The following is a 21,415-nucleotide window of genomic DNA, read 5'->3' on the forward strand; positions in this document are numbered from 1 at the left end:
ACACTATCGAACCCCCGCCGCCAAGAAATTAACCTAGGTTAAGAAATCCAACTTTTTTATCTTAAGAGACCTTTGCATAATGTCACGAGCGACGCCAAGCCGCGATTTTATCTTTAATAAACTGCAAGCCTGTTTTCAATTCATCGCGAGAAACAGGCCCGGTTAAAGACAGTCGAATCGCATTCGGCACTGGGTAAGAGCCTACTCGGAAAAAATACGCATCTCGGACAAACACGCCCGTCTCAGCCAGCTCGTTTTTGAAGGTCCGACTATCACAGTTTTCTGGTAAATAGAGCCAAACATTAAACCCAGAGACAGCCAATTTTTTGTGCGTAGGAAACATTTTATAAAAAATCCGATAACGCGCCTTCAGTTCACGGGCGATCTCCTCTTCTACTTGTTCCATTGCCCCATTGCTCAACCAACGACAGACTAAATCCAACAAGAGTGGACTGACATGCATACAAGAGGTTCGCAGCGCCTGCTTCATCGCAGGTTGCAAAGTACTCGGCAGCACCATATACCCCACTCGAACACCGCCAGCAAAATACTTAGAAAAACTGCCAATATACAAGGTGATATCCGGTGCGATGCTAACCAAAGGAGAGCAGCGTTCATCAGGCTGGCAGTACATCACATCGTCTTCGATAATCAACACATCAAAACGGCGGCAAATTTCAATAATTTTTAACCGCCTCGAATCACTTAACCTGACACCCGTTGGGTTTTGAATAGAAGGCGTGAGGTACAAAAGTCGAGGACGATGCCGTTGACACTGCAGAGCTAAATCATCGGGAATCAAGCCCTCTTCATCCATCGCGACGGGGACCGCTTTACGCTCCTGTTGGGCACAGGTGTTAATTAACTCGCCGTAACATAAACCTTCCAATAAAATACTGTCACCGCTTCGCGTCAAGGCTTGTAGCACCACACTTAACGCATGTTGCCCACCATAGGTCCATAGCAACCGTGACGCATCCAGATCCCATTGCCAGCGCTCGTTCAACCAGGTTTGCAATGTTGTACTATGACCTTGCAAACCATCTGAGATAAAATAATCCAACACCGCCCGTTGAGCATTAGGCTCACTAACTAAGGCTTCTAACGACTCGCTCAAACGCTTTTGCTGCCCCAAAATCAAAGGTCGGCACAAACACAAATCCATCCCCCCTCGGCTGGCGATGGGGTGATAATACTCCTCTTGAGTCTTCACCTTATCTTTGACATAAGTACCACTACCAACAACAGGAACCGTTACACCGCGTCGTTCTAACTCTTGATAAGCGCGCGTAATCGTTCCTACGGTTACACCCAGCTGATAAGACAAAATTCGTTGCGATGGCAGCTTGGTATTTGTCTTGAGTTCCCCACGAATCACCGCTTCTTCAAACACATCTGCAAGCACTTTGTACTTAGGCCCAACTCGACCGACTATATCTGGAACAAACATTGTCACCTTTGTCATAGAGACACTTTGTTAAAATAACCAGCATATTCAAGGATGGGAGACAGGTAAATCATTTAAATGTCATGGTGACACTTAAGTCTTACTAAAAGGAATAAGCCTCTGTTTAGAATGGCTATTGTATGACGACTCGCACATAAGAGCGCTCATCTATAAAACCACTAAACGATAAGGATTCATTATGTTATGGAGTTTGTTGCCTTCGCTGTGTCTCTTCAGTTTCGTTGCGGCCGTCACACCAGGCCCCAATAACTTTCTGCTTGCCAGTTCTGGCTCCCAATTTGGCTTTCGTCGAACCCTTGGCCATGTGGCGGGTATTCGTCTCGGGATTATTGGTCTGCTGTTGTTAAGCGCCATCGGCATTGGGGCATTAATTGAACGTTACCCCATCCTCCATGACGGCCTGAAATATATTGGCATTGTCTATATGAGCTATTTGGCCTTAAAACTGGTCTTTAAAAACAGTGTGTTACAGCAAGGAAACGCTCATCAACCTATTCATTGGCGACAAGCGGCGCTCTTTCAAATGGTCAATGTCAAAGCATGGGCCGCCAGCTTGTCTTTAGTCGCTATCTACTCTTTGGTATCAGACTATTGGCTATCGGTGTTATGGATCATCATGGCCTTTACTGGCTGCGGATTGATCGCCAATTTCTGCTGGGTTGGCATGGGCAAAGCCGCCAACCGCTTATTCAATACCCCCAGCAAAATTCGCCTGTTTAACTATGGGCTCAGCTTTCTCACCATCGCGACAATTGTGCCGCTTTTGTTTGAGGCTTAGTAAAAACAACGAGAATTGATACTTGCTCCTCAAGGTATCAATTCTCCTAGCGAAAAAGTTTTACTGTCTTACTTCCATAACTAGTCTCGATTTTGCAGCTTTCTCGATTTCTGCATTGACCGTTTTGGTGTTTTCCTGATCAAGGAAAGCATCCCATTCATCCAGCAGTAATGGCCCCTTCGTATGGGATAACAACCATAAGATGCATTTCTTAGAGTATTGTCCATCGGACAAGCTTGAAGACGATACCTCTTCCCAAGGGTACATGACCTTAAAAGAAGGATTGAAATAAATAGCATCGTACTTATCGCGAAACGCTTTCAAGAAAGTGGATTTACCCGAGCCGTTTTTCCCTTTTAGAGAAAATCGCCCCGACTCTTTAGGGGTAAGCTCATTTTGGTCAAAAAGCTTCTCACCTTTATATAGACGCACATTGTCATTAAAGCTAAAAGCAGGCTTTTCAATCTCTTTAGCAAAGCACGAGAGCATTTTTAATCGACCTTTGACAGAAGAAAACGAAATAACAATCGACACTATCTCTGTTGCAGAATTGAGCAGTTGATAGATTCTTGTCAGATTAATAACAATCGCTAATTTTATACCAACACCAACCCCTGTTTTCAGCAAAATATACAAAACCAATAAGGTCGTTGGCATCAATGAGGCAAAAGCAATAATGAGCATCACAGAGGATTGAAAGACTTCTTCTTTTACTCTGCTCGCCAGATAAACATCAATTTTATTCTTTAGTTTTTTAATAAAATAGGCGTAACTCACCCGCGATCCATGATGTGTGTTGTCATGAGTCAACGACAGTAAAGACACAAGCCCTGAACCAGACTCGGATACCCTCAAAGCGAATGCTTCAAGCTTTCTTGAAACAAGGTACTTGATCAAAACAACAAGCACCGCGCTGATCGCGATACTGATTATAAAACGAGCGTCAACAAAGACCGATATAACGATCAGACTCAGAAAGAAATTCAGAAAAGCAGATGTTCCAAAAGAAATATAACCTATAAAGTCAGAAATAATTTCTTTTCCTTGAGAGCTTAACACTCCAAGTGGTTCACCTTTTACAAAGGGCGATGTGGATGCTTTGTATCGATCAACAGAAGAGAGCCAAAACACCTTGAATACGCCACAAATCCATTTTTGATTAAAGACATCGGATAAACTAGCAGCAACATGAGGAAGAACCATTGATACCACATAGACCACTAACCAAAAATTGAAATTATTCTCATCTATCTTAAATCCATTAATAGAGCGGATTAATTTTATAGACGCATAGACGGATAGCGCAATGAATGATTGGTGCACTAGAATAGAAAGAAAGGTAAAAACAGAAAATTGATTAAAATACAGCGACGCCACTCGCCTTAAGTGAAAAATTTTAGACATAGCAAACCCTTAAAAAATTTTTTAATTTCATAACATTTAAAAATATTTTAAGAATCGATCTACATCGTCATTCGCTTCCGTTCAATATGGCATGTGACCTGAGCATATACTAAAAAGGCACGAATAATCTAGACGCCACCTCCCTCCTTTTTGAAAGGATAAAACCCTACCTTGACTGTCATTATGTTTCGAGGCCCTAACGATGGAAGCCTTACCAATAATAGGTATATTGTTCGAGAAGGAACTATCGTATGCTACCCCCCTATGATAGGCGTGCACCTGAAATAATTCCTCGTTTTTCACTAGGGAAAATTCGCATAGACGCTGATAAGCCGATAGGAAGAATGAGGTAGTTATGGTCATCAAAACCCCACAAACAGCGCTGGTCACACTTATATTTGTGACCTTCGTATGGGGGTCTGAATTCACTTTAATTGATTTAGCAATGAAGGTTATTCCGGTTAATACCTTTAATGCAGTACGTTTTACATTAGCAGGTTTATCACTTATCCCTTTGCTTTTACTCTCAAAAGAGAAAGTCTTAAAAGCACAAATACGCCCTTTACTTGGCAAAGGAGCCACGCTTGGTTTTGTGCTATTTATTGCCTTTTATACACAAACAGAAGGGCTCAAATACACCAGCGTATCGAATGCTGGTTTTATCACCAGCTTAGCGACACCATTAGTGCCCATATTAGGCTTTTTACTTTTTAAAACTCGCGCGAATCGCTTTGTTTGGTTAGGGATTGTACTGGCAACGATAGGTCTCTATTTACTCACAGTCGGGGACAAATTAGCGTTTAATAAAGGGGACTATATCGTCCTAATCTGTGCATTTGCGTTTGCCGTTCATATGCTTTTAACGGGACGCTTTGTCGTCTCTCTGCCGGTCATCCCACTTACTATCATTCAATTGTTCGCGGTGGGGGTTTACAGTGCCATTAGCGCGTTTGTTTCCCCCAACCCTGCGTTTTACTTAGCTGGGAATCCACCACTTAGTTGGCAAGAATGCATTTTTTCTCCCATTGTTTTAACCACTATTTTGATAGCGAGCTTACTTGGGACCGCTTACGCCTACTGGGCACAATCAGCCTGTCAGAAATTATTACCTGATTATAAAGTCGCTTTAGTATTCACTCTAGAGCCCATATTTGCTTACCTAACAGCTTGGCTGATTCTGAGTGAAAAGCTTGGTCTATCAGGTGCTATCGGTGCGCTCAGCATTCTAGCAGGCGTGATTTTGGCAGAAACCGGTGACAAGTTTTTACTGCGCAAAAGAACAACACATGTTGCATCTCCCCATTCAAGCAAATAACTAGAGACCTTTGCCTAACTGGCACGAAAAGGCTAGGCTTTCTACCAGCTCAACCTATCGTTTTCTCAAACCACTCCACATCCCAGTATTGTCCAAACTTTCGCCCTACTTCCCGGTAAACGCCAACGGATTCAAAACCAAACTTTTCATGGATAATTTGTGATGCTTCATTCGGTAAGGTGATGCCAGCGTACGCACGATGCACGTCTTCTGCTTCCAACAACTCAAATAATTCAAGGTATAACGCGGTTCCCAACCCTCGACCTTTGGTATTGGGATCGAGATAAATACTCACTTCCACAGACGTTTCATAAGCGCGTTTGGGCTTGAATCGGCTACTGCAAGCGTAGCCAATCACTTCATCGTCCTGCTCCACGACCAGTAATCGGTATCGACCCGTTGTGTCAAACTGAGAAAACCAAACGGCTCTGCTTTCCAATGTGTATGGCTCTATATCAAAGGTCGTGGGGGTATTTACAATGTAATGATTATAAAGATCGGTTAAGGCCGCTAAATCCTCAATAACAGCGGGGCGAATTTGCACACTCATTTTGCTCTCCAATGACAATACTCTTAGGCTGAAGCGATTCTCCTGTTTTACCACGCTTTACATTGCTGTAGTAAACAATTTGATCTGCTGTAAGTTCGCCAACCGTGACATCGGAAGCGTATCATTGGTATTTTCAATGCCTTAGAAAGAACGCCTTATAAAAATAAGGCGCTCCACAGGCTTACTCCCATTCTGAAAAAGGGTTTTCCCAACCCACCCATACTTTTGGCCCTTGTGCCATTTCTTCATCGGTTAGCAAGCAAGCGTCCAAATTGGCTCGCAAGGCATCTTCATCCATATCCATGCCGATTAAAACCAACTCCTGACGGGCATCGCCCACCTCGTCATGCCATTTTTCATGGATCCAAGCAACTGACTCTTCATCCTGTGGCCAGCGATCTTTTGGCACAGAGACCCACCAATATCCCGCAGGGCCGTGTCGTGCTGCTGCTCCCGCTTGCGACCAAGACCCCGCTTTGGTTGGATCTGACGCTAACCAAAAATACCCTTTTGAACGCACGACTCCCGGCCAATCTTGGTTAACAAGGTGATAAAAACGGCTTGGATGGAATGGCCTACGTGCGCTGTAAACAAAGCTACTAATGCCATATTCTTCGGTTTCTGGTACATGGGTACCACGAATTTCTTTCAGCCAAGCGGGCGCTAAAGAGGCTTGTTCAAAATCAAACAGTCCTGTATTTAAAACACGGTCTAATGGCACCTTACCAAACTGAGCAATTTCAATTTTCGCCCTTGGATTCAAGCTACGTAGAATCGCTATCAGTCGGTCTCGATCTTCTTCGCTCACCAAATCCACTTTATTAATGACCATCACATCGCAAAACTCGATTTGTTCAATGAGTAGATCAACGACTGTTCGGTCGTCTTCCTCCCCTAACGATTCCCCACGAGTCTGTAAATCATCTTGTGAGCTATAATCACGAAGAAAATTAAACGCGTCTACCACGGTCACCATGGTATCCAGTTGTGCCACCTCATTCAGACAACGGCCATCTTCCCCTTCAAAAGTAAAGGTTTCCGCAACGGGTAACGGCTCTGAAATACCGGTTGATTCAATCACCAGCTGATTAAATTTTCCTTCCTTGGCAAGTCGCTCTACCTCAATAAGCAAGTCTTCCCTTAACGTACAGCAGATGCAGCCATTGCTCATTTCAACCATTTTTTCATCGGTACGAGAAAGCTCTGCTCCTCCTTCTCGAATCAACGCAGCATCAATATTGATCTCACTCATGTCATTCACAATCACGGCAACCCGTCGACCTTCTCGATTCGTTAAAATGTGGTTGAGTAAGGTGGTTTTACCTGCACCAAGAAAACCAGACAACACAGTGACTGGCAGTTTTTTATTCGTGAAGCGACTCATTGGATGTTCATTCATATAATACCCTACATGAAGAAAAGTGATTGATAGGTCTAAGATTAACGATTTGATGGAATTCAATACGCCAAGATAATTATGTTATAACATAACAAATACACTTATGACAAATCCCATGCTCGATGGAAGTGACCTAGCAACATCAAAATTAGAAAACCTCGGCTCCTCCTGCTACGTGGCAAGAGAGAGTTTTAGAAGGCGGCTCGCCAAACAATTGTTTGTAATCTTTGGCGAATTGACTTAGGTGCCAAAAGCCCCATTGGGTGGCAATATCACTGACGGTTTGTCCGCTTGTTGCATGAAGTAATGAACGTCGTACACCATTAAGTCGACTAGCACGTAAATATTGAATTGGACTCACACCTAAAATACTTTCAAAACTGTACTGTAAGGTTCGGCGGCTCACGCTGCAGACTTCACACAGTTGCGTGATGGTAACGGGCTCGTCCAAATGGTTATCTAAAAATTGACGCGCCACATCAACCACTCGTTTTCGATGGAAATAACTTTGCGTTTTCGCGGGCTTAGGCGTTTCCAGCTTCAGCACTTCCAGCAAGGCCATCATGATAATGTCGTGCTGCAAACGCGGCGGGGTTGCGGTATTGTGAGTAGATAATAAGCGAGCCAGTAAAAAACGTACATCGGCCAAGGTTTTATTGGGGACGCCAAGGCGTCCGTAGGCAGTCAGTTCTCGCCAATTCAGATCAACCCCATGGATATTTGCCATGTTTACCAAAGCCTCACGATCCACTACTAACCCATAAAGGTCGTAATTCTGAGGTGTCGTTAGCTGAAACTCACAATCACCAGGTCGACACATAATGGTGTCTGGCCGAATCGTCAAACCGTTAATGCGGCTTTCCTCTTGACCCACTAAAGGAATTCCCAACCAAATGGAATCCGGCCAGACCACACATTTTTGCTGCAATGCCTGACTAGTATGTTCGCGGAAAACTTGTAGACCGCTTAATGGCAGCTCAATAATGCGCCCATAGAAACGCCCTCGACTAATTTGGTCGTATTCTTGTTGCCAATTGGTGAGGTTGCTGGCATGCAAGTCGGCATCATATGCGTCGGATACATGAAGCGGAACGCCCTTATTCGGTGCAAAAGTGGATTCAAACAGCATATACTCTTCCTGTAGCATGGTTATTTATCTTGCCAAAATGGCTCTTTAAAACCATAACCTACTGAAATTATTAGATATTAATAATTTTGCCATTATTCGTTAACAGAATGACGAACATAATTATTATTGTGTAACCAGCAAAACTTATGCCGATCAAAAGGCTTTTTAGTCGCATAAGTCATGTATTCAAGTAAACGGAACTTTGTGTGAGTGGGAGCAACTCCCCCTCAAGTGGAACAGGATCTTTACAAACTGAGTTTGTAGAGGACGAATAACATATGTTGAGAGGTCACAATGACAACACAAACACTAAAACCCACGTTAGGTACCATACATTTATGGGCCATCGCCGTTGGGCTCGTTATCTCTGGAGAGTATTTTGGTTGGAGCTATGGTTGGGGAGTCGCCGGTACATTAGGTTTTTTGATCTCCGCCGTTGTTGTTGCCATTATGTACACGTGTTTTATCTTCAGCTTTACCGAATTAACCACTGCCATTCCCCATGCGGGTGGACCGTTTGCCTATAGTCGACGGGCATTTGGCGAAAAAGGTGGTTTGATAGCGGGGCTTGCCACCTTAATCGAATTTGTCTTTGCACCACCCGCCATCGCGCTGGCCATTGGCGCTTATTTAAGTGTTCAATTCCCTGAATTAGACCCGAAAACAGCGGCCGTTGGAGCCTATATTATTTTTATGGGGCTAAATATTCTGGGGGTTAAAATTGCCGCCACCTTTGAGCTGATTGTCACCGTATTGGCGGTCATCGAGCTGCTTGTTTTCATGGGCGTCGTCGCCCCAGGTTTTAGCTTCAGCAACTTTGTTATTAATGGCTGGGCCGGCTCTAACACCTTCTCCTTGGGATCCATGTCTGGCATTTTTGCAGCCATTCCTTTTGCTATCTGGTTTTTCTTAGCGATAGAAGGGGCTGCCATGGCTGCCGAAGAAGCGAAAGACCCCAAACGTACCATTCCAAAAGCCTACGTTAGTGGCATTCTGACCTTGGTCTTCTTGGCCATGGGCGTGATGATTATGGCTGGCGGCGCGGGTGATTGGAAAGCACTTTCCAGCATCAACGATCCACTTCCACAGGCCATGAAAATGGTTGTCGGTGAACATTCTGGCTGGTTACATATGTTGGTCTGGATTGGCTTGTTTGGCCTTGTCGCCTCATTCCACGGCATTATCCTGGGTTATTCTCGTCAAGGTTTTGCGTTAGCTCGCGCCGGTTATTTACCTGCGAGTCTAGCTAAATTGTCGCGTTTTCAAACACCACACCGTGCCATTATCGCCGGCGGAATCATTGGTATTGCCGCCATTTACAGTGATGGCATTATCAATCTACAAGGTATGAGTTTAACCGCAGCCATGATTACCATGGCGGTATTTGGCGCTATCGTGATGTACATCATCAGCATGTTAAGCCTGTTCAAGCTGCGTAAAACAGAACCTAATCTAGAGCGTGCTTTCAGTGCCCCAGGGTACCCTATCGTACCAGCAATTGCGTTGACCCTAGCTGTCGTCTGCTTGATTGCGATGGTATGGTTTAACCTTGTTATTGCACTGATTTTCTTAGGCTTTATGGTCATCGGTTTTATTTATTTCTCTCTTACCAAACACCAACGTGACAACGCACAGGGTGATGTCATGTTAAGTGGTTCCAACTCGATCTAAACTGGCGACTACTTTGCATATCAGCATAGAGGTGGTACGTTCAACAACGTACTACCTTTTATGCATTAACAGGTCACCGTTTTATACTTAACGTCGAAATAATAAGAGGCGTAACTGACTGATGAACCATTCAGACTCCAAGTTTTCCTTTCGCTATACCCTTGGTGAACGCACCTTTGGCTTTGTTGACCTTGCTGATTTAATGGCCAAAGCCACCCCCGCTCGCTCGGGAGATCGGCTAGCAGGGGTCGCCGCACAAAGCGCAGAAGAACGCGCTGTCGCGCAGATGACATTAGCCGATGTGCCACTTAAGCTTTTCCTTGAAGAACTTTTAGTTCCCTATGAAGTCGATGAAATTACTCGGTTAATCATTGATGATCATGACAAACAGGCCTTTTTCCCTATATCTCACCTGACGGTCGGTGGTTTTCGGGATTGGCTATTAAGTGATTTGGCCACTAGCGAGATGCTCACGCAAATTCGCCCTGGTGTCACACCAGAAATGGCAGCAGCGGTCAGTAAAATTATGCGTAACCAAGACCTCATTATCGTGGCGAAAAAATGTCATGTAAAAACAGCATTTCGTAACACCATTGGCTTACCGGGTCATTTATCTACCCGCTTACAACCTAACCATCCGACGGACGATTTAACCGGTATCGCGGCGAGCATGCTGGATGGTCTGTTATATGCTAACGGAGATGCCGTCATCGGCATTAATCCCGCGACAGACAATGTGCAACAAGCAACGCGCTTAATCAAAATGATGGACGACGTCATCCAGCATTATGAGATCCCCACCCAATCCTGCGTGTTAACCCATGTTACCAATACCCTCGAATGTATCGAGCAAGGTGCCCCTGTGGACTTGGTGTTCCAATCTATTGGTGGTACACAAGCGACGAATGACAGTTTTGGGTTTAACCTTGCCAATTTAGCTGAAGCACAGGCAGCCGCCTTATCACTCAAGCGGGGCACCGTCGGCAACAACGTTATGTATTTTGAAACAGGACAGGGCAGCGCGTTATCGGCCAACGCCAATCATGGTTTGGATCAACAGACCTGTGAGGCACGAGCCTATGCTGTGGCACGTAAATTCAGTCCGCTACTGGTTAACACGGTTGTCGGTTTTATCGGTCCTGAATATTTATACGATGGCAAAGAAATTACCCGAGCTGGGCTCGAAGACCACTTCTGTGGCAAGCTACTTGGCTTACCTATGGGATGTGATGTGTGTTATACCAACCATGCTCAAGCCGATCAAAACGACATGGACAACTTACTAACGTTGCTCGGCGTCGCTGGCTGTACTTTCGTGATGGGGATTCCTGGTTCAGACGACATCATGCTCAACTACCAGACAACTTCCTTCCACGACGCCCTATATGCTCGAAGAGCACTGGGGCTAAAACCCGCCCCCGAGTTCGATGCTTGGCTCGCCAAGATGGGGATTTTTAAGAACAACGAACAGTTTGTTTTAAATCAGCAATTACCCGATGCTTTTTATAAGCCCTTAAACCGTCTGATTGGAGGCCAATAATGGGCACAGACGATGCGAAAAACCTAATGGATTCAACGCCGTCTTCCGAGCCACCATCAAGCGAAGCGGTGACAGAGAATATATGGCACAAACTCAATGCCTTTACGGATGCTCGTGTGGGTCTGGGACGTTCCGGTATTAGCGTACCGACAAAGCATTTATTAGCCTTTCAATTGGCTCATGCCCAGGCAATTGACGCGGTGCATACCCATTTGGATAGCAAAGGACTCGCGACTCAACTTATGGCACAGGATTGGGCTCCTCAGTCTGCGCCTTTGTTTTTACACAGCCGAGCAGCGGATCGTGCGATTTACTTGCAGCGACCTGATTATGGACGACGACTGGATGATGAATCCGCCCGACTTTTAGATGAACACCAAGCCAGTTATCCACAAGGGTATGATCTAGTGATTGCCGTTGTGGATGGACTATCTTCTCTCGCCATTGAACAAAATACCCAGCCCTTTCTCAATGCCTTGTTTTCCATATTAGGCAATCAGTCGCCTTCTTGGACGATCGCTCCTTTATGCCTAGTAGAACAAGGCCGCGTCGCCATTGGCGATGATATTTGTGAGCGCCTTAACGCTAAATGCGTGTTGGTGCTCATTGGTGAACGCCCTGGATTAAGCTCACCAGACAGTTTAGGCTTGTATCTTACTTGGGGGGGTAAAGTCGGCTATACCGATGCGTATCGCAATTGCATCTCAAACATTCGCCCTGCTGGACTGAATTATCAGGAAGCCGCTCGCAAGGCATTTTATTTATTAAAAGAAGCCAAACAATTGAAGCTATCTGGCGTGAAACTTAAAGATCGCTCGGATGACGACCTTGTCATTGATACAGGCCACTCCACACGTAACTTCCTAACGGCTTCGGACTGATGATTTTAGACAAGCAGCATGGCAAAGCCTGTATAAATAATCATTTTGAAACACATACGTAACATTAATGTACTATGCTCTAAATTAGAGTGCAATACATGTCATCATTAGCGAACTTATGAGGTAGTAGCATGAAAATGAAAGGCCAAATCGATAGTGTTTACCCGCCAGCGAAAGAGTCAAAAAAGAAGGGCAAAAAAGCGTCTAAAAAAACCGCCCAAGACAAACAAAAGGGTAAAACTAAGAGTAAGAAAAAAAAATCGGCCGACATCGTTACTCCCACTACAGTTTTAGAACAGGTTGAATCGGTCATTGCGCCTGTAAAAGAAGCCACACAGGCCGTGAAAGAAACCCTCGAAGAAACCATTCAAGCCCTAGAAAAAAGCCATACTCCAGTCACTGATGACACCCCAGCCGTGCTGGATGAAACCGACGACGGCAAGACAAAAAATCCCATTGCACGAGCCTCTAAGAATTCACAACCTCTTGTTGACGATGACAAACAAAAGACCATGCAGCGAATCATCAAACAATTGATTCTGGGTGATATTAGTCAAGGAGAAGCGCTGAAAATATTACGCATTCAAGTGCTCGGTTTAAAACAAGAAGACTTCGCTAATCTCGTTGGCGTTTCCCGCAAAACCCTTTCTGAAAACGAAAACGATAAAGGTAATTACACTGCGGACATAGTGAACAAACTGTTCCAACCCTTCGACTTAAAAGTTGGACTCTTGCCCAACTCCGTCAAGACCTTAGAAAGATTACTGGTTTCCAAAAATAGTTAGCTTATCCTATGACAAGGATGTCGTCTGAACTACTTTACCTTGTAAAGAAAGACGCGTTGTCTTCCATTTTACTTGCCAGATCAAAATCCTTCTCAGAAAGCCCGCCCACATCATGAGTTGTCAGTTGTATTTTGACGGTGTTGTAGACATTAAACCACTCAGGATGATGATCTTTCTTTTCCGCATAAATCGCGCACAGGGTCATAAAGCCAAAGGCTTGCTGAAAGTCTTTAAATTTGAAGGTTTTACTGAGCTTGTCGTCTTCCAATGTCCATTTAGAATCGGATTTTTCATTAAGAGAATGTAGGGCTTGTTGAACGTCGTTGTCATTGAGCTTTTGTACTGTCATAACGCCTCCGTTGAAGAATTTTTTAAATTGCTGTCATTAAGCTTTCATCTTGCCCATTTAGCTTAACCTTTTCACAGTAACGCGACTCTCGCTCGATGTCCAAGGAAGCCACTTATAATGAAAACACCCTTTACACTCTCCCCTATTAAAAGCTCGTTATGGTTAACACTTTTCATCAGCTCCGTCACCCAGGCAAACTCGACAATACCAACACCATTACCGCCTATCGGGTTGGGCTTTGAACAAACGGTTCCAGTTCCTCAAGTAGATTACCCTTTGCCCGTGATTCAAAATGGTGCGAACAACAGTAAAGGGAATTTGAAATACAATATTGAGCAAAACCCCATCGCAACGCTACTAATCGGCATGAATCAAATTTGGACGAATGGGCTGAAGGGGTGGCAAAACGACGCCAACAGCAATGGACCAAGCAGTTTTGCCAACCAAGCCATTGTGAATCCAAAAATCTGGCAAGAAAACATTGCTTATGTGATCAAGGTCACCCAGCAGCGCACAGAGAAACAAGCCATTGCCGCCTATTTGGATGATCAGCGCAGCAAAAACTACAGTGTGATTGACGGCTATGGCCCTCTGACACAAGCCTATGTAACGGCTTCTGGCGCCTACACAGACATTGATCAGCCGACCGTCAAAGACATTGTTAGCAACGCCCATTACTATGCCAAGAATAATGATGACATCAAGTTTGCCGGAAAACGAAACGCGCCATTAGGTAGTGTGTATCAACTGGTTTACGATTTTCGCGAGGTAGCCCCAGCTTCCACGAGTGCCTCAAAGTATATTTATTCAACCCCTCGTCCATGGCGTATGAACAAAACTGGCGGAATACATTATCTAGGCACCGCGCCTTATTCTTGTGTACAGCAAAATGGTACCGTGCATTCGGACTGGCTGATTGATCAATACCAATCCGATGTAAAAGTCGTGCCTGGCCTGATGTGCTCACGTCGTCATCATGAGAGCAGCGTTGTTGCCAATAACCAGGAAAACCGCCGTAAAGATGGCGCCTATCCAAGTGGACACACCAATGCTGGTTACTTAGCGGCCATGGCCTATGCTTACGCCTTGCCACAGCGTTATTCAGAGATGCTTACTCGGGCGTCGCAATTAGGCGAGAGCCGCATTCAAGCGGGTATGCATTCCCCCGTAGATGTGATCGGTGGCCGTATTCACGCCTTAGCCGTAGCAACTTACGCGTTATCTCAAAGGCACATTCAGGCGGATGCACAAAGAGCCTATAACGACTCGCAATCCTACTTTGGTCAACAAGCTTACGCGGCCAGACAATTCTTGTATTATTTCGCTCACAACAAAGTGTTGCACCCGCAAGGTTTAATACTTGGCGATAAGGTCAATACCCATGTATTTGATAACAATAAGTTTGCCAATCACGAAGCGATGAAAGCCCTTTATCGATCACGACTGACCTATGGTTTTAGTCAGACAGGAAAGTTACACCAAGGGCCCGTTGTACCAGCAGGGGCTGAACTCTTACTAGCCACCAGACAGCCTTACTTAAGCCCAGCACAACGCCGTGCGGTTCTGGCAACCACAGAAGTGCCCTCTGGCTATCCTATTCTGGATCAATCAAATGGTTGGGGCCGTTTAGATTTAGTCACCGCCGCTGATGGATATGGTGCCTTTAATGGAGATGTTACGGTCAATATGGACGCCAATAAAGGCGCCTTTAATGCTCACGATTGGTGGCGTAATCCTATTTCGGGCAAGGGAAAACTAACGAAGAAAGGCTGCGGCATTCTTACTTTAACGGGCAACAATCAGTATCATGGTGGCACGATTATCGACAATGGTGTATTGGAAGCCGCCTCAGTCCATGCATTGGGTAAAGGCGACCTCTATTTGAAAAATGGCATCTTGGATGTGACATCAAAAGGTGCATTAAAGGTCGCGAACTACACTCAGTTGAATGGGGCCACTAAAATCGACATGGATAAAGACGCCAGCCAAATTCAAGCTTCAGGAAACGTGGTTATCATTGGCGGTACATTGGCCTTAGATTTGTCGCATTTTCATCCTCAAGCAGGCAAAGGCTACGTGCTAATTGAGGGACGCCAGTTACAAGGTCAATTTGAAACCATTTCTTCCCCTCTACCAGTTCGTCTGCAATATACTGACAATAAGCTCATCGCGACCTTTCAATAAATCTGCTTTTCCCCGCGAACCAAGCAATAGCCCAACAAATAGATAGGGCTATTGCTTATGCCAAATCATGCATAAAGTGTGAGACCTTTGCACGATTACTGTGCTTGCCAATACTTTGTTAAAAACAGACTCAAAATGCTCATTTATAGCGATAAAATCCGCTTTCTCGTCTGTTTTTGCCGCGTCTTGGCGTCACTCGTGACATCGTGAAAAGGTCTCAGTGTACTAAATATTTACACTTTAAATGAAAATGATTTGCATTAACGTCATTATTATATAAAAATATTGCCCTCAGACATCGACACCACATGTAATGCAGAGAGTGAATGGAATGATAGAGTCGAAAGCATTAGGATTTGACGTGAATGGCCGCGCCTTATTGGCCGACTTTTCCATGGCCTTTGAGCCTGGAAAAATTTACGCCTTGGTCGGTCATAATGGATCAGGAAAATCCACTCTTCTTAAGCTGCTCGCCCAACAACAAACAGCAACCCGTGGTCATATTCTGCTAAATGGTCAAGCTATCGACTCTTGGTCCCATAAACAATTTGCCCAACAAGTGGCTTATCTTCCTCAGCAAACCCCAGCAACGGACAGCCTATCGGGCAGAGACCTAGTTGGGTTTGGTCGTTATCCTTGGCACGGTTTGCTGGGCCGTTTAAATCGTCAGGATCAAACATACATCGACGAAGCCATGGCGCTAACCGATACCCTCTCTTATCAGGACCGTTTAGTTGACACCTTATCCGGTGGTGAGCGCCAACGCCTTTGGCTCGCCATGTTACTGGCTCAGCGCACGCAATATTTGCTACTTGATGAACCGCTATCTGCTTTAGATATTGCCCATCAAGTAGACATGCTTAATCTGATCAAAAAGCTCAGTCGCGAGTTATCCCTTGGTGTGATTATTGTTATCCACGATATCAATATGGCAGCGCGCTTCTGCGATCATATCGTCGCACTGCACAGTGGAAAGATGATTGCCTCAGGCTCTATTGAGAGCCTCTTTACACCACAAACCCTAGAAGACATCTACGGTATCAATATGCACATTACGGATCACCCCGCAGGGTATCCGGTTGCCATGCCTTACTAGCCAAGTAGGAAGTTATGAAACGTACCTTTTCTTATTTGCTTCTGCTGTCTATCACGTTTACAACCCACTTCGCCGTCGCACAAGAGCGTGAGATGAAAGTGGCCGCCATAGATTGGACGCAGATCGAAACCCTGCTTGCCTTAGGCGTTCACCCCATTGGCGCGGCCCAGATAGCCGATTACAACGCATGGGTAAAATCCCCGGCCATTCCCAGTCGTACCGTCGATCTTGGCTTGCGCACTCAACCCAATTTGGAACGATTGGCGGAGCTAAAACCAGAGCGTATTTTTATCTCTCCGATGTTTCAGTCTCTGACACCACAATTATCCCGTATTGCCCCCGTAACAAACATCGCCTTATATAAAAAAGGCGATGTTTCATGGCAAGCCTTCAAAACCTATACGCAAACCCTCGCGAAAGACACTCACCGAGAAGCGGCCGCTAACTCACTGATTCAATCGGCTCAGGCGACGTTGGCGACCCTTTCTAAACAGGTTCCCGCCCATACTCCACCCTTGTTGATGATGCAGTTTATGGACGCTCGTCATGTGCGAGTCTTTGGCACTAATAGCCTGTATGGCATTGCTGCTCAGCAAATCGGTTTACAAAGTGCGTGGCACCGACAGACCAATAAGTGGGGCTTTTCTCTGGTTGGCATTGACAAACTGCTTGGCGTAAAAGGGCAAATTGTCGTCATCGAGCCATTACCAGCAGGTGTGGAAGCGAACCTACGACAGGATGCCTTTTGGCAATACTTGGTCAAACAAACAGGGCATCCGATGCTAAAAATCCCGCCCGTTTGGAGCTTTGGCGCCATCCCTTCCACGGTACGCTTTGCTCGTCTATTAACCACTGCTATTCATCAGGAGAGCAAATGATGCGGACGCTTCCTTTCACGCTGATGGCGCTCCTTTCCGTTCTGGTCGCTTTGTTAATAGGCGCCCACCTAAACAGCGTCGGTGGACTTAACCACGCTTTTGCTAGCTTATTTCAGACAAACTGGCAGTCTAGCCGCTCGGTCGAGTTGTCATTAACCTGGTGGCCACGCCTGTTTACCACATTATTGTGTGGTGCTGCATTAGCGGTGGCTGGGGTGTTGTTGCAACAGGTACTTAGAAACCCCATTGCCTCGCCCTCTACTTTGGGGATTGCTAGCGGCGCTAGCTTTAGCCTGATGCTGGCAACACTGTATGCACCTTGGCTGATGGCGTTTTCTCAAAGTTTGGTTGCCTTAACAGGAGGGCTCATTACCATGGGGCTGGTCTTTCTGTTGTCTTGGCGACGGGCTCTATCGCCCACAGTGGTCGTGATTGCGGGTCTGGTGCTTAATCTCTATTTCAGCGCGTTCAGCACCGTATTGCTGATGCTCAATCAAGAAAAACTCTCTGGTTTAATGATCTGGGGAGCGGGTTCTCTAGTGCAAACGGGCTGGGGCAATGTCACCTATTTATGGCCTCGCATTCTTGCCGCGGTGCTCGTCGCGCTTTTATTCCTTAAGCCATTAAGTTTATTAGAATTAACCGAGTCTGGTGCCAAAAGCTTAGGGGTGTCATTAACTAAACTCCGTTTTGTCTGTCTTGGTCTAGCGGTACTACTGACGTCTTGGGTGGTCGCCAGTGTTGGTGTGATTGGCTTTATTGGGCTCGCCGCCCCTGCTATTACGCGGCTAATGGGCATCCGTCGTTTACTACCTAAAGTAATAGTGTCCATGATACTTGGCGCCCTCTTACTAACACTGACAGATTTATTGATTCAACGACTACCAGACACGGTGGCAATGGTTGTTCAGACAGGAGCCGCCACGGCAGCGCTGGGGGCACCACTTATGTTATGGCTACTACCCAAACTGGCCATTCGTCATCAGGCCCAAGCGGAAACCGTATTAACCCGACATAATCAGCAAATACATCACCTCAGCAAATCCGCCATTGTATGGACCGGCGGGGCATTGCTGGTAGGTTTTTGTTTGTTTGCCAGTTTGTCTATTCAAAACCACGGTTGGCAATGGCTAGTCTTCAATGGCGATTGGTCTTTGTTGGAATGGCGGATACCTCGCTTAGTTGCGGCATTATTAGCTGGCATTATGCTCGCGGTAGCAGGCACCATCATTCAGCGCTTAAGCGGCAATCCAATGGCGAGCCCAGAGGTGATTGGTATCAGTTCTGGCATCGCCATTGGTCTGATTATCACCCTCTATAGTGGTCTTGCATCAGGACTTGTTGGACTCTATATAGGTGGTCTAGTGGGTGCCCTGATGGTCATGGGGTTAATCGTCTTGCTCAATCATAAGTCGGGATTTCAACCGGAGCGGGTATTGCTGACAGGGGTCGCTATTACGGCCCTGATGAATGCCGTGCAAAGTCTTATTCTCGCCGGTGGCGACCCACGTAGCTATGCTTTTTTAGCTTGGTTATCCGGTTCCACCTATTACGTTAAAAGCCAAACCTTGTTGCCTTTAGCGATAGCGACGTTGCTATTGGTCAGTATTGGCTTTTTTCTAAGTAAATGGCTGGATGTTTTACCGCTAGGGCAAGCGACAGCTCGATCATTGGGAATGAATGTCTCCCGATCCCGTCTCTTGCTGCTACTGTTAGCCGCTTGCCTAACTGTTGCTGCCACCTTGGTTGTCGGTCCACTAAGTTTTGTTGGGCTGATGGCACCTCATTTAGCACGGCTATTTGGTTTTAGTCGTGCCCGCGATCATCTGATCGCCTCATCATTGGTAGGGGGACTACTGATGTTACTGTCCGACTGGTTAGGTCGACAATTACTCTACCCACAGGAAGTACCCGCAGGCATGGTCGCCTCCATTCTCGGCGGCTTATACCTGATGTGGGGCTTACGGCGGCTCTAGGGAATAGCTCTACCAGCATACTAGTATCTTGCTTCGTAAAACATGGAATGTGTTAAAGCTAATTAATGAGAATGATAATACAAATCAAAACCGTTTATTTATGGATCTAACATGAAGTTACTGATGCAGCTTGCAGACAAACAAGGTAAACCTCTGGCTTTTGTCATCTTACTCAGTATGGCCAGCGCACTCCTGACGGTCGGGGTAATTGCTTTTATTCAATACCGACTACTCAGTCAGCACGACCTAACCCCCTCGGTCCTGTGGCAATTTGTCCTTCTGTTGGCGGTCTTGCTGGCAACGGCGACAGTCGCTCAAGTGGCACTGCATAAACTGGGGCATCAGTTTGTCTATAAAAAACGCTGTCAGCTTATCAAAAAACTGATCAATACTGATATCGAACAAATAGAAAGCATCGGCAGCGCTCGTTTGCTTGCGTCACTCAATACCGACATTCGTAATGTCACCTTTGCCTTTGTCCATCTGCCTGAGCTGATTTATGGGGTGGTGCTTTGCTTAATCGCCCTCGCCTATCTCGCTTTTTTATCTCTTCCTTTGTTTGGCGTCAGCGTCTTACTGTTAGCGTTGACAGGACTCTTCGGTTTTAGTCTGGTGAATAAAATCTCCTACCACATCACACAGGTGCGAGAATACGATGACAAGTTGTATCAAGACTACCAGTCCTTTATTGAAGGTCGCAAAGAGCTATCGTTAAACCCGGGACGCGCTAAACGCTATTTCAATGATGAGTTTGATCCACACGCCAAACAGTATCGCGATCAGGTAACCCGTGCTGACATTCTTAACGGCTTTGCGGCCAACATGGCCAACACCATTGTTCTGGCACTCATCGGTTTAAACTTCTATCTCGCGTTAGGGCTTGGCTGGGCCAGCTTTCCAGTTGCTTCATCGTTTGCGTTAATTATCTTATTTATGCGCACACCACTGATGTCGGCCGTCGGCTCCCTACCCACTTTAGTGACAGCCAATATCTCAATGCAGAAATTGGAAGACTTGTCATTAAGCCAAAATAGCGCCTTGATCAGTCAGCAACCGGTTTCTGCCCCTTTTGAGCAGTTGCATTTACAGCAAGTGGTTTATCAATACCGAGCTGACGGTGATGAGAAGCCGTTTCAGGTTGGTCCGATCGACTTCACCATTAAACAAGGTGAACTCATCTTTATCATTGGTGGTAATGGCAGTGGCAAATCCACGTTTGCCAACTTATTGACTGGTTTATATCGGCCCCACTCAGGGCAAGTTTTCCTTAACGACCAGCCGGTATCCCTGGAGAAATGGCCAGAATATCGTTTGCAATTTTCCGCAGTATACAGCGACTTCTATCTATTCCATCAGATCACGGATGGACATGGCGACAACGTGGACAACACAGTGATTGATGAATGGATGACGCGTCTGGAAATGGCACATAAGGTCTCTCATCAGGATGGTTACCTTTCCGACACCCGATACTCCCAAGGGCAACGCAAGCGACTCGCCTTAATGATGGCGGTATTGGAACAACGTGGCTGTGTCTTACTGGACGAATGGGCCGCCGACCAAGATCCCAAATTCCGCAAAACGTTTTACCGAGAACTATTACCCCTCTTAAAAGAGCGTGGTGTGACCATTATCGCCATTACCCATGATGACAAATATTTCGATGCGGCAGACCGAGTTTTCAAAATGGATTTAGGTCAGCTTAGCGAGCTCAACTCAAACAACCAACGCCATACAGAAGAAGCGCTTTCGAGCATCGTTTCTTAATCAATTGGACAAAAGCAAAAGAGAGGACTTTATGAGTATTGATAACCCAAACACAGAATTCACCGTCGTCATCAATGACCAAGAACAATACAGCATTTGGCCAACCTATCATGCGATACCAGCGGGGTGGAAAGAAGTCGGCGTGGTCGGCAATAAAGAGCATTGCCTTGCGCATATCAAAGCAACATGGACAGACATGCGACCAAAAAGTTTAAGAGATGCCTTAGCCAGCTAGAAATAAATAA

18 protein-coding genes are annotated in these 21,415 nt (G+C 45.7%); 12 read left to right on the forward strand and 6 right to left on the reverse strand.

Going from position 1 to position 21,415, the window contains the following annotated elements; genetic code table 11:
• Nucleotides 1-82 precede the first annotated feature (82 nt).
• Nucleotides 83-1,465: a PLP-dependent aminotransferase family protein gene (locus JHD45_RS11605; protein ID WP_199476683.1), complete on the reverse strand. Its 1,383-nt coding sequence runs from the start codon at nucleotides 1,463-1,465 to the stop codon at nucleotides 83-85.
• A 181-nt stretch (nucleotides 1,466-1,646) separates the two neighbouring features.
• Here JHD45_RS11605 and JHD45_RS11610 point away from each other — a divergent pair, with 181 nt between their 5' ends.
• Nucleotides 1,647-2,246 (forward strand): LysE family translocator, encoded by a 600-nt coding sequence (locus tag JHD45_RS11610; protein ID WP_199476684.1) that lies wholly within the window; start codon nucleotides 1,647-1,649, stop codon nucleotides 2,244-2,246.
• 60 nt (nucleotides 2,247-2,306) lie between these two features.
• Here JHD45_RS11610 and JHD45_RS11615 read toward each other — a convergent pair whose 3' ends face one another.
• Nucleotides 2,307-3,650 carry an ABC transporter ATP-binding protein gene (locus tag JHD45_RS11615; protein ID WP_199476685.1) on the reverse strand — a complete coding sequence of 448 codons (1,344 nt, stop codon included), beginning with the start codon at nucleotides 3,648-3,650 and terminating at the stop codon, nucleotides 2,307-2,309.
• A gap of 355 nt (nucleotides 3,651-4,005) precedes the next feature.
• On the opposite strand from JHD45_RS11615, the gene JHD45_RS11620 reads away from it, so the two are divergent.
• Nucleotides 4,006-4,965 carry a DMT family transporter gene (locus JHD45_RS11620; protein ID WP_199476686.1) on the forward strand — a complete coding sequence of 320 codons (960 nt, stop codon included), beginning with the start codon at nucleotides 4,006-4,008 and terminating at the stop codon, nucleotides 4,963-4,965.
• Between the two features lie 49 nt (nucleotides 4,966-5,014).
• Here JHD45_RS11620 and JHD45_RS11625 read toward each other — a convergent pair whose 3' ends face one another.
• The 3 genes from JHD45_RS11625 to JHD45_RS11635 all read right to left on the reverse strand — a co-directional run bounded on the left by JHD45_RS11625 (nucleotide 5,015) and on the right by JHD45_RS11635 (nucleotide 8,043).
• Nucleotides 5,015-5,515 (reverse strand): GNAT family N-acetyltransferase, encoded by a 501-nt coding sequence (locus JHD45_RS11625; protein WP_067012471.1) that lies wholly within the window; start codon nucleotides 5,513-5,515, stop codon nucleotides 5,015-5,017.
• Between the two features lie 181 nt (nucleotides 5,516-5,696).
• Entirely contained in the window at nucleotides 5,697-6,914 is a 1,218-nt protein-coding gene (zigA, locus tag JHD45_RS11630; RefSeq protein ID WP_418903779.1) for a zinc metallochaperone GTPase ZigA, read from the reverse strand.
• Between the two features lie 148 nt (nucleotides 6,915-7,062).
• Nucleotides 7,063-8,043, reverse strand: coding sequence for a helix-turn-helix domain-containing protein (locus JHD45_RS11635; RefSeq protein ID WP_199476687.1), 981 nt, complete (start codon nucleotides 8,041-8,043; stop codon nucleotides 7,063-7,065).
• A 294-nt stretch (nucleotides 8,044-8,337) separates the two neighbouring features.
• On the opposite strand from JHD45_RS11635, the gene eat reads away from it, so the two are divergent.
• The 4 genes from eat to JHD45_RS11655 all read left to right on the forward strand — a co-directional run bounded on the left by eat (nucleotide 8,338) and on the right by JHD45_RS11655 (nucleotide 12,920).
• On the forward strand, nucleotides 8,338-9,714 hold the full coding sequence (eat, locus tag JHD45_RS11640; protein WP_199476688.1) for an ethanolamine permease: 1,377 nt from the start codon (nucleotides 8,338-8,340) through the stop codon (nucleotides 9,712-9,714).
• Between the two features lie 121 nt (nucleotides 9,715-9,835).
• Complete coding sequence (locus JHD45_RS11645) at nucleotides 9,836-11,254, forward strand: ethanolamine ammonia-lyase subunit EutB (RefSeq protein WP_199476689.1); 1,419 nt, start codon at nucleotides 9,836-9,838, stop codon at nucleotides 11,252-11,254.
• Entirely contained in the window at nucleotides 11,254-12,135 is an 882-nt protein-coding gene (eutC, locus tag JHD45_RS11650) for an ethanolamine ammonia-lyase subunit EutC (RefSeq protein ID WP_418903780.1), read from the forward strand. The genes JHD45_RS11645 and eutC overlap by 1 nt, the downstream gene beginning before the upstream one ends.
• Before the next feature lie 131 nt (nucleotides 12,136-12,266).
• Nucleotides 12,267-12,920 (forward strand): helix-turn-helix transcriptional regulator, encoded by a 654-nt coding sequence (locus tag JHD45_RS11655; RefSeq protein ID WP_199476690.1) that lies wholly within the window; start codon nucleotides 12,267-12,269, stop codon nucleotides 12,918-12,920.
• A gap of 34 nt (nucleotides 12,921-12,954) precedes the next feature.
• Here JHD45_RS11655 and JHD45_RS11660 read toward each other — a convergent pair whose 3' ends face one another.
• Nucleotides 12,955-13,269 carry a 4a-hydroxytetrahydrobiopterin dehydratase gene (locus JHD45_RS11660; RefSeq protein WP_199476691.1) on the reverse strand — a complete coding sequence of 105 codons (315 nt, stop codon included), beginning with the start codon at nucleotides 13,267-13,269 and terminating at the stop codon, nucleotides 12,955-12,957.
• A 117-nt stretch (nucleotides 13,270-13,386) separates the two neighbouring features.
• Between JHD45_RS11660 and JHD45_RS11665 the strand changes: the two genes are divergently transcribed.
• From JHD45_RS11665 to JHD45_RS11690, 6 genes are all read left to right on the forward strand, one after another.
• Entirely contained in the window at nucleotides 13,387-15,453 is a 2,067-nt protein-coding gene (locus tag JHD45_RS11665; RefSeq protein WP_199476692.1) for a phosphatase PAP2 family protein, read from the forward strand.
• Between the two features lie 331 nt (nucleotides 15,454-15,784).
• Nucleotides 15,785-16,549 carry an ABC transporter ATP-binding protein gene (locus JHD45_RS11670; protein WP_199476693.1) on the forward strand — a complete coding sequence of 255 codons (765 nt, stop codon included), beginning with the start codon at nucleotides 15,785-15,787 and terminating at the stop codon, nucleotides 16,547-16,549.
• 14 nt (nucleotides 16,550-16,563) lie between these two features.
• Complete coding sequence (locus tag JHD45_RS11675; protein ID WP_199476694.1) at nucleotides 16,564-17,427, forward strand: ABC transporter substrate-binding protein; 864 nt, start codon at nucleotides 16,564-16,566, stop codon at nucleotides 17,425-17,427.
• Entirely contained in the window at nucleotides 17,424-19,403 is a 1,980-nt protein-coding gene (fhuB, locus tag JHD45_RS11680) for a Fe(3+)-hydroxamate ABC transporter permease FhuB (protein ID WP_233407776.1), read from the forward strand. Before JHD45_RS11675 ends, fhuB begins: the two co-directional genes overlap by 4 nt.
• A 111-nt stretch (nucleotides 19,404-19,514) precedes the next feature.
• Entirely contained in the window at nucleotides 19,515-21,170 is a 1,656-nt protein-coding gene (locus JHD45_RS11685) for a multidrug ABC transporter permease/ATP-binding protein (RefSeq protein WP_199476695.1), read from the forward strand.
• Between the two features lie 31 nt (nucleotides 21,171-21,201).
• Nucleotides 21,202-21,405, forward strand: a complete 204-nt coding sequence (locus tag JHD45_RS11690; protein ID WP_199476696.1) for an MbtH family protein — start codon at nucleotides 21,202-21,204, stop codon at nucleotides 21,403-21,405.
• Nucleotides 21,406-21,415 lie beyond the last annotated feature (10 nt).

The organism is Marinomonas spartinae (assembly GCF_016461715.1).
In the GTDB taxonomy this organism is placed as follows: domain Bacteria; phylum Pseudomonadota; class Gammaproteobacteria; order Pseudomonadales; family Marinomonadaceae; genus Marinomonas; species Marinomonas spartinae_A.

Excerpts from the sequence above, each read along its gene's own strand:
- JHD45_RS11670 (WP_199476693.1), top strand. The coding sequence starts at position 15,785 with ATGATAGAGTCGAAAGCATTAGGATTTGACGTGAATGGCCGCGCCTTA.
- fhuB (WP_233407776.1), top strand. The coding sequence starts at position 17,424 with ATGATGCGGACGCTTCCTTTCACGCTGATGGCGCTCCTTTCCGTTCTG.
- JHD45_RS11615 (WP_199476685.1), bottom strand. The coding sequence starts at position 3,650 with ATGTCTAAAATTTTTCACTTAAGGCGAGTGGCGTCGCTGTATTTTAAT.
- eat (WP_199476688.1), top strand. The coding sequence starts at position 8,338 with ATGACAACACAAACACTAAAACCCACGTTAGGTACCATACATTTATGG.
- JHD45_RS11665 (WP_199476692.1), top strand. The coding sequence starts at position 13,387 with ATGAAAACACCCTTTACACTCTCCCCTATTAAAAGCTCGTTATGGTTA.
- JHD45_RS11660 (WP_199476691.1), bottom strand. The coding sequence starts at position 13,269 with ATGACAGTACAAAAGCTCAATGACAACGACGTTCAACAAGCCCTACAT.
- JHD45_RS11655 (WP_199476690.1), top strand. The coding sequence starts at position 12,267 with ATGAAAATGAAAGGCCAAATCGATAGTGTTTACCCGCCAGCGAAAGAG.
- JHD45_RS11610 (WP_199476684.1), top strand. The coding sequence starts at position 1,647 with ATGTTATGGAGTTTGTTGCCTTCGCTGTGTCTCTTCAGTTTCGTTGCG.
- eutC (WP_418903780.1), top strand. The coding sequence starts at position 11,254 with ATGGGCACAGACGATGCGAAAAACCTAATGGATTCAACGCCGTCTTCC.
- JHD45_RS11690 (WP_199476696.1), top strand. The coding sequence starts at position 21,202 with ATGAGTATTGATAACCCAAACACAGAATTCACCGTCGTCATCAATGAC.
- JHD45_RS11645 (WP_199476689.1), top strand. The coding sequence starts at position 9,836 with ATGAACCATTCAGACTCCAAGTTTTCCTTTCGCTATACCCTTGGTGAA.
- zigA (WP_418903779.1), bottom strand. The coding sequence starts at position 6,914 with ATGAATGAACATCCAATGAGTCGCTTCACGAATAAAAAACTGCCAGTC.
- JHD45_RS11685 (WP_199476695.1), top strand. The coding sequence starts at position 19,515 with ATGAAGTTACTGATGCAGCTTGCAGACAAACAAGGTAAACCTCTGGCT.
- JHD45_RS11635 (WP_199476687.1), bottom strand. The coding sequence starts at position 8,043 with ATGCTGTTTGAATCCACTTTTGCACCGAATAAGGGCGTTCCGCTTCAT.
- JHD45_RS11675 (WP_199476694.1), top strand. The coding sequence starts at position 16,564 with ATGAAACGTACCTTTTCTTATTTGCTTCTGCTGTCTATCACGTTTACA.
- JHD45_RS11625 (WP_067012471.1), bottom strand. The coding sequence starts at position 5,515 with ATGAGTGTGCAAATTCGCCCCGCTGTTATTGAGGATTTAGCGGCCTTA.
- JHD45_RS11620 (WP_199476686.1), top strand. The coding sequence starts at position 4,006 with ATGGTCATCAAAACCCCACAAACAGCGCTGGTCACACTTATATTTGTG.
- JHD45_RS11605 (WP_199476683.1), bottom strand. The coding sequence starts at position 1,465 with ATGACAAAGGTGACAATGTTTGTTCCAGATATAGTCGGTCGAGTTGGG.